The following is a 15,026-nucleotide window of genomic DNA, read 5'->3' on the forward strand; positions in this document are numbered from 1 at the left end:
GGCACGTTTCTTGCGACACATTGTAGTCATGCCGCTTGTGGTCCATAAAAAAGTCCGCATGGCGCGGACTTTTCATTCAGCTACAGATGCAGCGCTTACTTGGTGCTCTGGGCAATCAGGTAATCCACCACCACCAGCACATTGGGCATGCTGCCAGCCATGGGGCCATCGGTGTAGTAGCGGCCTGCCACACCAATGGAGGGCACGCCTTCTACGTCGTAAGCCTGTTGCAAGGCAGTGGCCTTGCGCACCTGGCTGGCTACGTTGAAGGAGTTGTAGATCTCCTTGAACTTGGCCACATCCACACCCTGCTTGCCTACCCATGCAAAGATGGCGTCGTCAGTGGCCAGACGGTTGCGCTCCACGTGGATGGCATGGAAAGCCTTGGCGTGCATGGCATCGAAGTTGTCCATGGCCTGCAGCGTGTAGAAAAGCTTTTGCTGGGGCACAAAGCTCGAGTTGAACGCCACAGGTACGCGGCGCACCACGACGTTCTCAGGCGCCTTGGCCTTCCAGGCCGCAAACACAGGCTCAAACGCATGGCAGTGCGGGCAGCTGTACCAGAAGAACTCCACCACTTCGACCTTGCCAGCGGGCACATCGGTAGGCGCAGGCTTGGACAGGCGGCGGTACTGCTTGCCTTCCTGAGGCACGGCAGGCTGGGCGATCGCAGGGCTCAGGCCCCAGGCCAGAGAGGTGGCAGCCGTGGCTGCAGCCAGAGAGAAATGGCGGCGTTGCATCAAAAGGACTCCTTCTCGAAATATGGCATGTCAGAGCCTGTCAGGCCCCATAAGTTCACTGCTGCACGCGCACCATGCTGGAATCGATGCCTGCATCGTCCAGCCTTTGCTTGAGCTGCGCAGCATCCCCGCGCTTGTCAAACGGACCAATGCGCACGCGGAAGACCACACGGCCATTTTGCTCACGCTCGCTGATGCGAGCTTCCCAGCCCATCATGGCCAGCTTGGCGCGCTGGGCGTCTGCATCGGCCTTGCTGCGGAAGGCGCCAGCCTGCACAAAGTAGTGAAAGCCGTCATTGGTGGCTGCTGCTTCTGCCGCAGCCTTGGCCTCTGCAGCCTTGAGCTGTGCATGCGCCAGATCACCCAGCGGGTCGGCAGACACGGCAGGCGGCTGCGCCACAGGGTTCTGTGCAGAGGTCGCAGGGGCAGACGGCTGCACCTCAGGCGCAGCAGGTGCCGCACCACGCTCAGGCTGAGCGCCTGTCAGCGGTGCATTGGGGTTCCAGTTGCGATAGCGCTCACTATCGCCCTGGCGGTCATCTGCAGACCGAGGATCACCCTTGAAGGGCACGGGCATCTTGGTGACGTAAACCGCCACCCCCAGTCCGATACCCAGACCCAGAATCACACCGATGATGAGACCAAGGAGGGTGCCTCCCCGTTGCTGATTACCCATAAGACTGCCTGTCACCTTGCTTGATAGTTCACTGAGAGTGGCTTACATGCGCTCGGGCGCGCTCACGCCCAGCACTGCCAGGCCATTGTGCAGCACCTGTGCGGTCGCGGCGACCAGTGCCAGACGTGCCAGCTTGACCTGTTCATCATCCACCAGAATGCGCTCGGCATCGTAGTAGCTGTGATAGCAGGAAGCCAGGTCACGCAGGTAGAAGGTCACATCGTGCGGTGCATTGCCGTTGGCAGCCGCCGTCAGCATCTCGGGGTACTTGGCCAGCATCAGCATCAGCGCCTGGGCCTGTGGGCCTTCCAGTGCCGACAGATCCACGTCCTTGAGCTGCTCCAGCTTGCCGCCCTGCTCCTGCCAGGTGCGCAGCACCGAGCAGATGCGTGCATGGGCGTACTGCACGTAGTACACAGGGTTGTCGTTGTTCTGCGCCACGGCCAGGTCCACGTCGAAGGTGTACTCGGTATCGGGCTTGCGGCTCAGCAGGAAGAAGCGCACGGCGTCCTTGCTGGTCCACTCGATCAGGTCACGCAGCGTCACGTAGGAGCCTGCACGCTTGCTGATCTTGACCTCTTCGCCATTGCGCACCACGCGCACCATGGTGTGCAGCACGTAGTCAGGGTAGCCAGCGGGAATGCCCACATCGGCCGCCTGCAGGCCAGCGCGCACACGGGCGATGGTGCCGTGGTGGTCGGTGCCCTGAATGTTCACGACCTTGGTAAAGCCACGCTTGAACTTCTGGATGTGATAGGCCACATCAGGCACAAAGTAGGTGTAGTGCCCGTCGGTCTTGCGCATCACGCGGTCCTTGTCGTCACCGTATTCGGTGGACTTGAGCCACAGTGCGCCGTCCTGTTCATAGGTCTTGCCATTGGCAATCAGGCGGTTGACCGTCTCTTCCACATAGCCATTGGTGTAGAGGCTGGACTCCAGGTAGTACTGGTCAAACTTCAGGTTGAATGCCTGCAGATCCTTGTCCTGCTCATTGCGCAGATAGGCCACGGCAAACTGGCGGATGTTGTCGTAGTCCTCCACATCGCCATTGGCGGTGAACTCACGGTCGTCCGCATGCACGGTTTCCTTGTTCAGGAAAGCCTTGGCAATGTCGGCAATGTAGTCACCGTTGTAGAAATTCTTGGCCAGGGGGTTGTCGCTGTCGGTGGGCCAGCACTCGTCACCGGGCTTGAAGCCCTTGGCACGCAGCTGCGTAGACTTGGTCAGCGTGTCGATCTGCACGCCCGCGTCGTTGTAATAGAACTCGCGGTGCACATTCCAGCCCTGGGTGGCGTACAGGTTGCTGATGGCGTCGCCAATCGCTGCCTGGCGGCCGTGGCCCACGTGCAGCGGGCCCGTAGGGTTGGCAGACACAAACTCCACCAGAATCTTTTCACCGCGGTCGGGCTGGTAGCCGAACTTCTCGGCCTGGCCCAGCACTTCGCGAATGATTTCCTGCTTGGCTGCAGGCTTGAGGCGAATGTTCAGAAAACCGGGGCCAGCGATCTCGATGGCATCCACCCACTGCTGGAAAGCAGGCGTGGCTTCCAGCGCGGCCTTGAGCTGCTCACCCAGTGCGCGTGGATTGGCCTTCAGAGGCTTGGCCAGCTGCATGGCTGCCGTACAAGCGAAATCGCCATGGGCTGCCACTTTAGGGGTTTCAAATGCCGCGCGTGCGCCAGCGCCTGGCGAAAGTGTTTCGAGCTGCGCAGCCAGCGCTGCGAGCAATTCTTGTTTGACAGAAAGCATCCGGCGATTTTACGTGCCAAGGCCGCAGCGTGCCGAAGCCCTGCCCGCCATGCCTACATGCCCCGCACCCAGAAGACAGCGATCACGGCAATCACCGGCATGATGTGTGCCTGCACCATGATCCAGCGGCGCACGGCGCGCACCGCATCTTCTGCAGGCAAAGCCCCCGTGGCTTCCAAGGCCTGATGCCATTTGCGCAGCTGTATGGAGGGCCACACGGCCAGCGCCGCCATCACCACGAACAGCAGCATCTTCCAGTGAAACAGCGGCTGCGAGACATACCAGTCCCAGCCCTTGATGCCCCAGACCAGACGCACCACGCCGGTCAGTAGCAGCACGAGCAGCGCGCCCACATAAATCACATCCAGCCGCGCCAGACGGCGCACCACGGCAGCATTCATCCATTCCGTGCGGCACAGGGCCGCCTGGCTGGACATGAACACCACCGCCGTCAGAATGGCCAGCATGTGCAGGCTGGCAAAAATCGCTTCCAGGGTCATGCTTGTATGCCTTTGCTCCAGAACTCGGGACGTGCATAGTGTGCCCGCAGATAGTCCATCCACAGGCGCAGTCGCAGCGTCATGTGCTTGCGCTGTGGAAACACGAGGTAAATCCCGTTAAGTGGTGCTGCAAAGTCTGCCAGCACTTCCACCAGGCGGCCTGCAGCGATCTCGCCTTCCACTTCCCAGGTGCTGCGCCAGGCAATGCCCCAGCCGCCCAGGCACCAGTCGTGCAAGACCTGCCCGTCCGAGCAATCGAGCGGCCCCGAAGGCTTGATGTGCACCACCTCCCCGCCGCCATTGCCCGGCAGGCGAAAGGCCCAGCCGCGCGTTTGCGAAGCATCGCTCGACAGCGTCAGGCACTTGTGCTGCGCCAGCTCAGAGGGATGCTGTGGCGTGCCGTAGCTGCGCAGGTACTCGGGCGTTGCCACACACAGACGGCGGTTGTCTGCCAGCCGCACGCTCACCAAAGAGGAATCGGCCAGATCACCCACACGCACGGCGCAGTCATAGCCTTCCCCGGCCAGATCCACCACGCGGTCGCTCAGGTTCAGGGAAATCGTCACATCCGGGTGCAGATCATGAAAGCGCGGCACCAGCGGCGCCACATGGCGGCGGCCAAAACCGGCAGGGGCGGTGATGCGCAAATGCCCCGTGGCCTTCACTCCGCCTGCGGACACGCTGGCCTCGGCATTGGCCACATCGGCCAGCAGGCGCTGGCAGTCTTCCAGAAAGGCGCTGCCTTCGTGTGTGAGCGTAATGCGCCGCGTGGTGCGCACCAGCAGCTTCACGCCCAGATGTTCCTCCAGCGCATCCAGCCTGCGCCCCATGATGGCAGGGGCCACCCCTTCTGCCTTGGCAGCTGCCGTCAGGCTGCCCTTGGTAGCGACAGAGACGAAAGACTCGAAAGCTTTGAGTTTGTCCATGGCTGCTTGCGCCAAAAATTTGCATCAAATTAGCCTCTAGCGCTTATCCAGCAAGCGTTAGTAGCTATCAATAGTGCATAAGACACTATGAGCTAGTGTCGTTCACTTTTGCATAAAAGTCATTAGTTCTGCGCGTTTTGTCCAATTTATTAACGCATTCATTTGCAATACAGTGGTACGCAATGCCTGCAAAAGGAAGCGCGCTTCCTCCCTGCGGCCCCGGTTTCCCTGCATTCCCATCATTCAAGGAGGTTGCTCCATGACAGCACGTACCACCGTCCACGGCCTGCAAGTGGCCACCGAACTGCACAACTTCATCAACGAACAGGTGCTGCCCGGCACCGGGGTCGATGCCGCCGCCTTCTGGCAAGGCTTTGATGCCCTGGTCAACGACCTGGCCCCCAAGAACGCCGCCCTGCTGGCCGAGCGTGACCGCCTGCAAAAAGAGCTGGACACCTGGCACAAGGCCCACCCCGGCCCCATCACCAATATGGCGGGCTACCAGCAGTTTCTGAAGCAGATCGGCTACCTGGTCGAGCAGCCCAAGGACGCCAAGGCCACCACCGAAAACGTGGACGCCGAACTGGCCCAGATCGCTGGCCCCCAGCTGGTCGTGCCCATTCTGAACGCCCGCTACGCCCTGAACGCTGCCAACGCCCGCTGGGGCTCGCTGTATGACGCGCTGTACGGCACAGACGCCATCAGCGAAGAAGGCGGCGCAGAAAAAGGCAAGGGCTACAACCCCGTGCGCGGTGCCAAGGTCATTGAATTTGCCCGCAACTTCCTCGACCAGTCCGTGCCACTGGCCACTGGCTCGCACAAGGACGCAACGGCTTACAAGGTCGAAGGCGGCAAGCTGGTCGTCAGCCTGAAGGACGGCTCCACCACTGGCCTGAAAGATGCCGACAAGTTCGTGGGCTACCAGGGTGACGCAGCCGCGCCATCTTCCGTACTGCTGAAGAACAACGGCCTGCACATCGACATCATCATCAACAAGTCCACCCCCATCGGCCAGTCTGACGCTGCAGGCGTGGCCGACGTGGTGGTAGAAGCGGCCATCTCCACCATCCTGGACCTGGAAGACTCCGTCGCCGCCGTCGATGCCGAAGACAAAGTGCTGGGCTACAGCAACTGGCTGGGCATCCTCAAGGGCACGCTGACCGAGTCGTTTGAAAAGGGCGGCAAGACCGTCACCCGTGGCCTGAACCCGGACCGCGAATACACTGGTGCCAACGGCCAGCCCATCAAGCTGCACGGCCGCTCACTGATGTTTTTGCGCAATGTGGGCCATCTGATGACCAACCCCGCCATCCTGTGGGGCACAGAAGGCAAGGAAATTCCCGAAGGCATCATGGACGCCGTCATCACCACGGCCATCGCCATCCATGACCTCAAGGGCCACGGTGCCAACGGCATTCGCAACAGCCGCACCGGCAGCGTCTACATCGTCAAGCCCAAGATGCACGGCCCTGCGGAAGTGGCCTTTGCCAACGAGCTGTTCGGCCGCGTGGAAAAGCTGCTGGGCCTGCCAGAGAACACCGTCAAGCTCGGCATCATGGACGAAGAGCGCCGCACCTCGGTCAACCTCAAGGCTGCCATTGCCGCGGCTCCTGCGCGCGTGGCGTTCATCAACACCGGCTTCCTGGACCGCACAGGCGACGAAATGCACACCGCCATGCAGGCAGGCCCCATGGTACGCAAGGGCGACATGAAGACTTCCGCCTGGCTGCAGGCCTATGAGCGCAACAACGTGCTGGTTGGTCTGACCATGGGCCTGCGCGGCCGCGCCCAGATCGGCAAGGGCATGTGGGCCATGCCTGACCTGATGAAGGCCATGCTGGAGCAAAAGATTGGCCACCCCAAGGCCGGTGCCAACACTGCCTGGGTGCCTTCGCCCACCGGCGCCACCCTGCACGCCCTGCACTACCACCAGATCAATGTGGCCGAAGTACAGAAGGAACTGGAAAAAACCAGTGCCGACGCCGAGCGCGAAAACATCCTGGCCGATCTGCTGCAGATCCCTGTGGCCAAGGACCCCAAGTGGAGCGACGCCGAAAAGCAGCAGGAGCTGGACAACAACGTGCAAGGCATCCTGGGCTACGTGGTGCGCTGGGTCGACCAGGGCGTGGGCTGCTCCAAGGTGCCAGACATCCATAACGTGGGCCTGATGGAAGACCGCGCCACGCTGCGCATCTCCAGCCAGCACATTGCCAACTGGCTGCTGCACGGCATCGTCACCGAAGCCCAGGTACGCGAAACTTTTGCCCGCATGGCCAAGGTGGTGGACCAGCAAAACGCAGGCGACCCCGCCTACAAGAGCCTGGCCGCCAACCCCAACGGTGCCGCCATGCAGGCCGCGCTGGACCTGGTCTTCAAGGGCGTGGAACAGCCTTCGGGCTACACCGAGCCCCTGCTGCATGCATGGCGCCTGAAGGTCAAGGCCGGCGCCCGCTGAAGCCGCGGGGCCCCAGGCCCCGACAGGCCCGACCAAGCGCCCTGCGGGGCGCTTTTTGCATGCGGCCACCACCCCCGCAGATATTGCTACGGGATGTAAGGTTGTCATCAGCGCGTAGACGGAGGGGACGAGGATTGCTTGGACAATCGCCCGCCAATCAGAGTTTTTACTTACTCCATCTCCATGCCACTTCAACACATCTCCATCGGCAAGCGCCTGGGCCTGGCCTTTGCCGTGCTGACGCTGTTCATCGCCACCATGCTGGCAGTCGGCATCTGGCGCCTGCAGGCCGTGGCCCAGTCCACGGCCGACATGATGGCGCGCCCGCTCTCCAAGGAGCGCGTCATCTCCGACTGGTACCGCACCGTCTACAGCAACGTGAACCGCCACGCCCTGGTGGCCCGCAGCAGCGACGCCGAACTGGCGCGCCAGTTCGTGGCCGACAACGTCGAGGCCTCCAAGGCCTCGTCGCGCCAGCAAGCGCAACTGCAAAAGCTGATCAGCACGCCCGAAGAGCAGGCGCTGTTCGACCAGGTCAGCGTGCTGCGCACCCGCTTCGTGCAGGCCCGTGACACCATCTACCAGGCCAAGGCCGAAGGCCGGGCCGACGAGGCCGAGCGCCTGCTACGCAGCGACTTCCAGCCGGCGGCCGACGCCTACCTGCAGACCCTGCAGGCCCTGCTGGACCACCAGCGCCAGCGCATCAGCGAAGCCGCCGCCGGCGTGCAGGCCGAGTTTGAGCGCGGCCGTATGCAGTTAGCCGGCCTGGGGGGCCTGGCCGTGCTGATCGCCGTGGCCCTGGCCGTGGCCATCACGCGCAGCATCACCAGCCCGCTGGCGCGCGCCGTGCACGCCGTGGAAACCGTGGCCGCCGGCGATCTGACGCACCGCGTGCACAGTGATGCCCAGGACGAAACCGGCCAGTTGCTGCGCGCCCTGGACGGCATGGGTGACCAGCTGCGCAACGTGGTCGGCCAGGTGCGCCAGGGTGCGGACGGCGTGGCCTCGGCCTCCAGCCAGATCGCCAGCGGCAACCTGGACCTGTCCAGCCGCACGGAAGAACAGGCCAGCGCCCTGCAGCAAACCGCCGCGTCGATGGAGCAAATGACCTCCACCGTGCGCCAGAACGCCGACAACGCCCGCACCGCCAACCAGCTCGCGGTCTCAGCCTCGGAGCTGGCCAGCCGCGGCGGCCAGGTGGTCGACCAGGTGGTGGGCACCATGGGCGACATCCATGAGGCCTCGCGCAAGATCGTGGACATCATCGGCGTCATCGACGCGATTGCCTTCCAGACCAACATCCTGGCGCTGAACGCCGCCGTGGAAGCCGCGCGTGCCGGCGAGCAGGGCCGCGGCTTCGCCGTCGTGGCCAGCGAGGTGCGCACCCTGGCGCAGCGCAGTGCCGATGCAGCCAAGCAGATCAAGGACCTGATCACCGCCAGCGTGGAGCGTGTCGACGCCGGCCACACCCTGGTCGAGGAAGCGGGCGTGGTGATGCGCGACGTGGTGGCCGGTGTGCGCCGCGTGACCGACATCGTCGGCGAGATCAGCGCGGCCAGCCAGGAGCAGACCCAGGGCCTGGAACAGGTGCAGCACGCCATCACGCAGATGGATGCCGTGACCCAGCAGAACGCCGCCCTGGTCGAGGAAGCCGCCGCCGCCACGCGCGCACTGGAGGCCCAGTCCGTGCAACTGGTCCAGGCCATGGAGCACTTCCAGGTCGGCCAGGAACGCGCCGTCACCGCCACCCCGGCCCTGCTGACCCGGGCATGACCCGCAGCCCCGGCCCCGATCGGGGTCCGGGCAACGCACCGGCGTCTGACATGGCACAAGCATCGCGCGGTCCGATATGGAGACAATTCACTTTTCTCTTCACTGCACTGCACCATGCGCTCTTTCCGACTGATCCCCCTGGCCGCTGTCGTGGCCGTTCCTCTCTGGCTGACCGGCTGCGCGACGGAAACGTCCCAGGCCCTGAACGCCACCCAGACCCAGAGCGCCAGCCGCAGCTACCACGGGCCACGCAGCCCGATCGCCGTGGGCAAGTTCGACAACCGCTCCAGCTACCTGCGCGGTGCGTTCTCGGATGGCGTCGACCGTCTGGGCAGCCAGGCCAAGACCATCCTGATGTCCCACCTGCAGCAAACCAACCGCTTCAACGTGCTGGACCGTGACAACATGGCCGAAATCAAGCAGGAAGCGGCCATCCAGGGCACCACACAGCAGCTCAAGGGCGCGGACTACGTGGTGACCGGCGACATCTCCGAGTTCGGCCGCAAGGAAGTCGGCGACAAGCAGCTGTTCGGCGTGCTGGGCCGCGGCAAGACGCAAACCGCCTATGCCAAGGTCACGCTGAACGTGGTCAACATCCGCACCTCGGAAGTGGTGCGCTCCGTGCAGGGCGTGGGCGAGTACCAGCTATCCAACCGCGAGATCATCGGCTTCGGCGGCACCGCCAGCTACGACTCCACCCTCAACGGCAAGGTGCTGGACCTGGCCATCCGCGAGGCCGTGGACCGCCTGTGCGAAGCCGTCGATGCCGGCGCACTGCCCGCCCTGGCCGCGACCGCACGTTGAAAGGCCGCACCATGCACCTCCACACCGCCATTCGCGCGGGCGCCAGCCTGGCGCTGGCCACCCTGCTGGTGGGCTGCGCCGCGCCCAAGCCCCTGTACAGCTGGAACGGCTACCAGAACCAGGTCTACCAGTACCTCAAGAGCGACGGCCCGGCCACCGAAGAGCAGATCCTGGCACTGGAAAAAGGCGTGCAGGTCAGCGCCAGCCAGGGCGCGCAGCTGCCGCCCGGCTACCAGGCCCACCTGGGCCTGCTGTACCTGAACACCGGCCGCACCAACCAGGCGCTGGCCGCCTGGGAGCAGGAGAAAAAGCAGTTCCCCGAATCGGCCCCGTACATCGACTACCTGGTCGGCAACCTGAAGAAGAACGGCATCTGACATGCGCATTCCCCTGATCCCCCGCATCCTGAAGTGGTTGCCCCTGCTGGCCACCTGCGCCTGGCTGGCGGGCTGCGCCACGGCCCCCGGCAAGGACTACAGCGCCTACCGCGCGGCCAAGCCGGCCTCCATCCTGGTGCTGCCGCCCATCAATGACGCACCCGAAGTGCAGGCCAGTGCCAGCGTGCTGTCCCAGGCGACCCTGCCCCTGGCCGAGGCGGGCTACTACGTCCTGCCCGTGACCCTGGTGAGCGAAACCTTCCGCCAGAACGGCCTGGAAATCGCCAGCGACATCCACGAGGTGGCCCCCGCCAAGCTCCAGGAGATCTTTGGCGCCGACGCCGCGCTGTACCTGCGCGTCACCCGCTATGGCACCACCTACCAGGTGATCCAGAGCGCCACCGTGGTCAGCGTGGAAGCACGCCTGGTGGACCTGCGCACCGGCACCCAGCTCTGGGATGGCCGCGCCTCGGCCTCCAACCAGGAAAGCGATAACAACTCGGGCGGCGGCCTGATCGGCATGCTGGTGACGGCCCTGGTCAACCAGGTCGTCAACTCGGCCACCGATGCCGCCCACCCCATGGCCGGCGTGGCGATCAACCGCCTGCTGGCAGCCGGCACGCCCAACGGCTTGCTGTACGGACCGCGCTCGCCGCTGTACGGCAAGAACTGACGCGCTCCCCGGCCCGCAGGCCCGGTGTGGCTGGCAGGCCGGGGCCTGCACGCTTCCACATCCAGAGCATGCAGCGCGCTTGCAGCATGGGCTGAAGGCGGTTTTGACTTGATGGTTCGCGACCCCGGCGGCGCGGCCGCTCAGGCGGTCACGCACGCCGGCCGCATGTCCTGCATCAGCCGGTACAAGGCCTGGGCCGCCACGGACAGGCTGCGCCCCCGGCGGCGCACCAGGTAGATCTGGCGCTCCATCGCCGGCAGCTGCAAGGCCCGGGTGCACAGGCCGGGCTTGTCGAAATGGAACAGCGACAGCGCCGGCACCACGCTGATGCCCAGCCCCGCCTGCACCAGCCCCATCACCGTGGCCAGTTGCTCCACCTCGACCAGGGTGCGCAGGGTCTGGGGAAACAGCGCCGCATCCAGGTACTGGCGCACGCTGCTGTGCCGAGCCAGGTGCACAAACGGCCAGGGCTGCAGATCCGGCACGCCGATCTCGGCCTGCTGCGCCAGCGGGTGGTCGTCGCGGCACACCAGGTGGAAGCCATCGCGGCAAAACGGCTCCGCCTGCAGCTCGGGCGTGTCGGCGCGGATCGCCGCCAGGGCAAAGTCCGCCTCCCCCTGGGCCACGGCGGTGATGCAGGGCTCGGACAACACGTCCTGCACCGCCACCTCCACCCCGGGATGGCGCGCCAGAAACTGCGCCAGCACGCCGGGCAGCCAGCCCGCCGCCAAGGAGGGCAGCAGAGCCACGGCCACATGCCCGCGCGCCAACTGGGCGGTGTCGCGCATGGCCTTGGCGCAGTCCTCCAGTTCCTCGGCAATCCGCTGGGCCGACAGCCAGAAGCGCTCGCCCTCCTGCGTCAGCAGCACGTGGCGCGTGCTGCGGTCGAACAGCTTCAGGCCCACGTGGTCCTCCAGCGCCTTGATCAGCGCGCTGAACGCCGGCTGTGACAGGTGGCAGCGCGCGGCCGCACGGGTGAAGTTCTTCACCTCGGCAAGGGCCAGGAAGGCCTGGATGTCGCGGGCCGAAATATTCATCTGACTTCCAAATCAATTCATCTCAATTATCGATTTCACAGCTTAGCCAGCCCTTCCTATAGTGGCCAGCAGGAGATTCCATGACTTCACCCCACGCCACCACCCCGCCCCTACTGATCGGCTGCGCCGCGGGCTTCTCCGGGGACCGCATCGATGCCGCCGGCCCCGTCGTGCAGGAGCTGATCCGCCAGCGCCAGCCTGCGGTGCTGATCTTCGAGACCCTGGCGGAACGCACCCTGGCCCTGGCCCAACTGGCCCGGCGCAGCAACCCCGAGGCCGGGTTCGAACCGCTGATGCCCGAGTTTCTGCGCCCGGTGCTGGCCGACTGCCTGCAGCACGGCATCCGCATCGTCAGCAACTTCGGCGCCGCCAACCCGCAGGCCGCGGCCCGCACCATCCACCGCCTGGCCCAGGCCCTGGGCACGCGCACGCCGCGGATTGCCGTGGTGCACGGCGATGACCTGAGCAGCCCCGCGCACCGCCCGCTGCTGGCCGAAGCCCTGACCGAGCGCATGCCCGCACAGGAACTGGTCAGTGCTAACGCCTACATCGGCGCCCAGCCGATTGCGGCGGCCCTGCAGTCCGGGGCCGACATCGTGGTCTGCGGCCGGGTGTCCGACCCTTCCTTGGTCGTCGGTCCGGTCATGGCCCACTACGGCTGGGCCTGGGACGACTGGGACCGCCTGGGCCGCGCCACCATGGTCGGCCACCTGCTGGAATGCGGCACGCAAGTGACCGGCGGCTACTTTGCCGATCCCGGCTACAAGGACGTGCCGGGCCTGGACCAGTTGGGCTATCCCATCGCCGAGATCGACGCCGACGGCCACTGCACCCTCTTCAAGCCCCAGGGCACGGGCGGCTGCATCACCCCGGCCACAGTCAAGGAACAGCTGCTGTACGAGATCCACGATCCGGCGCAGTACCTCACCCCCGACGTGGTGGCCGACATCACCCAGGCCCAGGTCAGCGCCGTGGGGCCCGACCGCGTGCGCCTGGAAGGGGTGCGCGGCCACCCCCGGCCCGACACGCTGAAGGTCAACGTCTGCTACGCCACGGGCTGGTTTGCGGAGGCCGAAATTTCCTACGCCGGCCCACGTGCGGCCGAGCGCGCGCGTCTGGCGGGTCAGACCATCCAGCAACGCCTGGGCCATCTCGCGCCGCTGCGCACCGACCTGATCGGCGTGACCAGCGTCTGGGGCAACGATGCCAGCAGCTGGCTGGACGGCGCCGACCTGCGGCACGCCCCCCACGATGTGCGCCTGCGCATGGCCTGGCAGCATGCCGACCACGCCACCGCCCAGCGCCTGCCGCGCGAGGTCAACGCCCTGTACTGCTGCGGTCCGGCGGGCGGCGGCGGGGTGCGCACACACATGCGCCAGCGCCTGGGGCTGACCTCCTGCCTGATCCCCCACACCCACATCCCCACCGGGTTCACCTGGGCCACCGCCCCTGGCCCGGCACCGGAGCACGCCCATGGCTGACCCCACCACCCTGACCGTCCCCCTGTACCAGCTGGCCCACGGCCGCACGGGCGACAAAGGCAACCGCTCCAACATCAGCGTGATCGCCTTCCACCCGCAGCTGTGGGAGCCGATCTGCGCCCAGGTCACCGAGGCCGCCGTGGCCCAGCTGTTTGCCGATCGCCAGCCGCGCCAGGTGCGCCGCTACCTGCTGCCGCAGCTGCAGGCCATGAACCTGGTGCTGGACGAGGTGCTGGACGGGGGCGTGAACGATGCCCTGAACCTCGACAGCCACGGCAAGACGCTGTGCTTCCGGGTGCTGCAGATGCCGATTTCCGTTCCCGGGGCACTCGCCCCCTGGATTGCCCGTCCCGCTTGACCATTCCCATAACCACACAGGAGACAACCATGACAAGCACGACCCGCCGCCACCTGCTGACCGCCAGCCTCGCGCTGGCCCTGGCGCCCGCCGCCTTCGCCCAGGGCAGCTTTCCCAGCAAGCCCATCACCCTGCTGGTGCCGTTCGCGGCCGGCAGCGCGACCGACCAGCTGGCGCGCGCCCTGGGCCTGTCGATCACCGAGCAGACCCAGCAGCCCGTGATCGTCGAGAACAAGGGCGGCGCCAGCGGCATGATTGCCGCCCAGGAGGCGGCCAAGGCCCCGGCCGATGGCTACACCGTGCTGATCACCACCAACACCACGCACGCGGCCAACGAGCACCTGTACAAAAAACTCGCCTACGACCCGGTCAAGGACTTTGCCCCGCTGACCGGCCTGGGCAAGGGCGGCCAGGTGCTGGTGGTGCCCATGAACGCCCCCTACAAGACCGTGGGTGAGCTGCTGGCCTTTGCCAAGGCCCACCCCGGCAAGCTGAGCTTTGGCAGCGGCAGCTCCTCCAGCCGCATGGCCGGCGAAATGCTCAAGCAGCTGGCCGGCGTGGACATCCTGCACGTGCCCTACAAAAGCAACCCGCAGGCCATCACCGACCTGATGGGCGGGCAGATCAACCTGATGGTCACCGACATGTCCACCGGCGTGCCGCAGATCAAGGCCGGCAAGCTGCGCGCGCTGGGCTACTCCACCTCCAAGCGCAGCCCCCAGCTGCCCGACGTACCCACCATCGCCGAAGCGGGCGTCAAAGGCTATGACATGGGCTACTGGTTCGCGGCCTATGCCCCCGCCCACACGCCCGCCCCCGTGGTGGCCAAACTCAATCAACTGCTGCGCACCGCCGTCGGCAGCCCGGCAGCGGCCTCGTTCTTCGACATGTCCGGCTCCGAGGCCTGGACCACCACCCCCCAGGAGTTGGCACAGTTCCAGACGGCGGAAACCACCAAGTGGGGGCAGGTGATCAAGGCTGCCGGCATCACGCCCGAATAAGCACCCTGCCCATCCACAACCAGGCCCTGCGGGGCCTGGGGGATCCCACGCGTGCAGACATTGGTCGCAATCCCCTGCGATCGCAGCGAAGCGAATACTAAATTCATAGCTGCTAGCGCTTTCTGCATAAGCCTTAGAGCGTGTTCACATCAACATTGGGTTCGCTGCCCCTGATGATGGAGATCACAAATGGGGTTGAAGGCTTTATGTGAACACGCCCTAGAGGCCAATTGGTCTTAAAACGCCAAACTAGCATCTACAAAACAATGCACTGGTTCACCCCCGCACGCCAGCTGCAGGACTGGCGTGCTTTCACATAAAAATTCTGATTTCCGACAGCATGTTTGAGCGGAACGGCGAAGGAGTGCAGCGAGTTCTGTCGGACAGCGTCGCAGACGCGCTTTTTGGTCTCCACTCACATTGCTTCGCAATATGAGTTTCACCCCACGCAAGCGTGAAGGTTCCTTTTTGTCGCG

14 protein-coding genes are annotated in these 15,026 nt (G+C 65.1%); 8 read left to right on the plus strand and 6 right to left on the minus strand.

What is annotated here, in order from left to right:
• Positions 1-95: 95 nt before the first annotated feature.
• The 5 genes from F7P80_RS14080 to F7P80_RS14100 are packed head-to-tail and all read right to left on the minus strand — an operon-like array spanning position 96 to position 4,591.
• Positions 96-740, minus strand: a complete 645-nt coding sequence (locus F7P80_RS14080; RefSeq protein ID WP_151045628.1) for a thiol:disulfide interchange protein DsbA/DsbL — start codon at positions 738-740, stop codon at positions 96-98.
• Positions 741-795: 55 nt separating this feature from the next.
• Positions 796-1,416: an SPOR domain-containing protein gene (locus F7P80_RS14085; RefSeq protein WP_151045630.1), complete on the minus strand. Its 621-nt coding sequence runs from the start codon at positions 1,414-1,416 to the stop codon at positions 796-798.
• A 42-nt stretch (positions 1,417-1,458) separates the two neighbouring features.
• The gene (gene argS / locus F7P80_RS14090) at positions 1,459-3,165 is read right to left on the minus strand and encodes an arginine--tRNA ligase (RefSeq protein WP_151045632.1); all 1,707 of its coding nucleotides are present in this window, start codon (positions 3,163-3,165) and stop codon (positions 1,459-1,461) included.
• 53 nt (positions 3,166-3,218) lie between these two features.
• Positions 3,219-3,665, minus strand: a complete 447-nt coding sequence (locus F7P80_RS14095) for a DUF2214 family protein (protein ID WP_054065348.1) — start codon at positions 3,663-3,665, stop codon at positions 3,219-3,221.
• Positions 3,662-4,591, minus strand: a complete 930-nt coding sequence (locus F7P80_RS14100) for a LysR family transcriptional regulator (protein WP_151045634.1) — start codon at positions 4,589-4,591, stop codon at positions 3,662-3,664. Before F7P80_RS14100 ends, F7P80_RS14095 begins: the two co-directional genes overlap by 4 nt.
• 259 nt (positions 4,592-4,850) lie before the next feature.
• Between F7P80_RS14100 and F7P80_RS14105 the strand changes: the two genes are divergently transcribed.
• The 5 genes from F7P80_RS14105 (at position 4,851) to F7P80_RS14125 (ending at position 10,673) form a co-directional block, all read left to right on the plus strand.
• Complete coding sequence (locus F7P80_RS14105; protein ID WP_151045636.1) at positions 4,851-7,046, plus strand: malate synthase G; 2,196 nt, start codon at positions 4,851-4,853, stop codon at positions 7,044-7,046.
• Positions 7,047-7,229: 183 nt separating this feature from the next.
• Positions 7,230-8,819: a methyl-accepting chemotaxis protein gene (locus tag F7P80_RS14110; protein WP_151045638.1), complete on the plus strand. Its 1,590-nt coding sequence runs from the start codon at positions 7,230-7,232 to the stop codon at positions 8,817-8,819.
• 114 nt (positions 8,820-8,933) lie between these two features.
• A complete protein-coding gene (locus F7P80_RS14115; RefSeq protein WP_151045640.1) occupies positions 8,934-9,623 on the plus strand; it encodes a CsgG/HfaB family protein in 690 nt (229 codons plus the stop codon).
• 11 nt (positions 9,624-9,634) lie between these two features.
• Entirely contained in the window at positions 9,635-10,000 is a 366-nt protein-coding gene (locus F7P80_RS14120) for a DUF4810 domain-containing protein (protein WP_054065373.1), read from the plus strand.
• A 1-nt stretch (position 10,001) separates the two neighbouring features.
• The gene (locus tag F7P80_RS14125) at positions 10,002-10,673 is read left to right on the plus strand and encodes a DUF799 domain-containing protein (RefSeq protein ID WP_151045642.1); all 672 of its coding nucleotides are present in this window, start codon (positions 10,002-10,004) and stop codon (positions 10,671-10,673) included.
• Positions 10,674-10,813: 140 nt separating this feature from the next.
• Here F7P80_RS14125 and F7P80_RS14130 read toward each other — a convergent pair whose 3' ends face one another.
• Entirely contained in the window at positions 10,814-11,710 is an 897-nt protein-coding gene (locus F7P80_RS14130; protein ID WP_042417616.1) for a LysR family transcriptional regulator, read from the minus strand.
• Positions 11,711-11,790: 80 nt separating this feature from the next.
• On the opposite strand from F7P80_RS14130, the gene F7P80_RS14135 reads away from it, so the two are divergent.
• From F7P80_RS14135 to F7P80_RS14145, 3 genes are read left to right on the plus strand one after another with little or no spacing between them, the layout of a single operon-like run.
• The gene (locus F7P80_RS14135; protein WP_054065367.1) at positions 11,791-13,191 is read left to right on the plus strand and encodes an acyclic terpene utilization AtuA family protein; all 1,401 of its coding nucleotides are present in this window, start codon (positions 11,791-11,793) and stop codon (positions 13,189-13,191) included.
• The gene (locus tag F7P80_RS14140) at positions 13,184-13,549 is read left to right on the plus strand and encodes an AtuA-related protein (protein ID WP_151045645.1); all 366 of its coding nucleotides are present in this window, start codon (positions 13,184-13,186) and stop codon (positions 13,547-13,549) included. The genes F7P80_RS14135 and F7P80_RS14140 overlap by 8 nt, the downstream gene beginning before the upstream one ends.
• Before the next feature lie 29 nt (positions 13,550-13,578).
• A complete protein-coding gene (locus F7P80_RS14145) occupies positions 13,579-14,550 on the plus strand; it encodes a Bug family tripartite tricarboxylate transporter substrate binding protein (protein WP_054065369.1) in 972 nt (323 codons plus the stop codon).
• Positions 14,551-15,026: the final 476 nt, after the last annotated feature.

It is taken from the genome of Comamonas kerstersii (assembly GCF_008801935.1).
In the GTDB taxonomy this organism is placed as follows: domain Bacteria; phylum Pseudomonadota; class Gammaproteobacteria; order Burkholderiales; family Burkholderiaceae_C; genus Comamonas; species Comamonas kerstersii.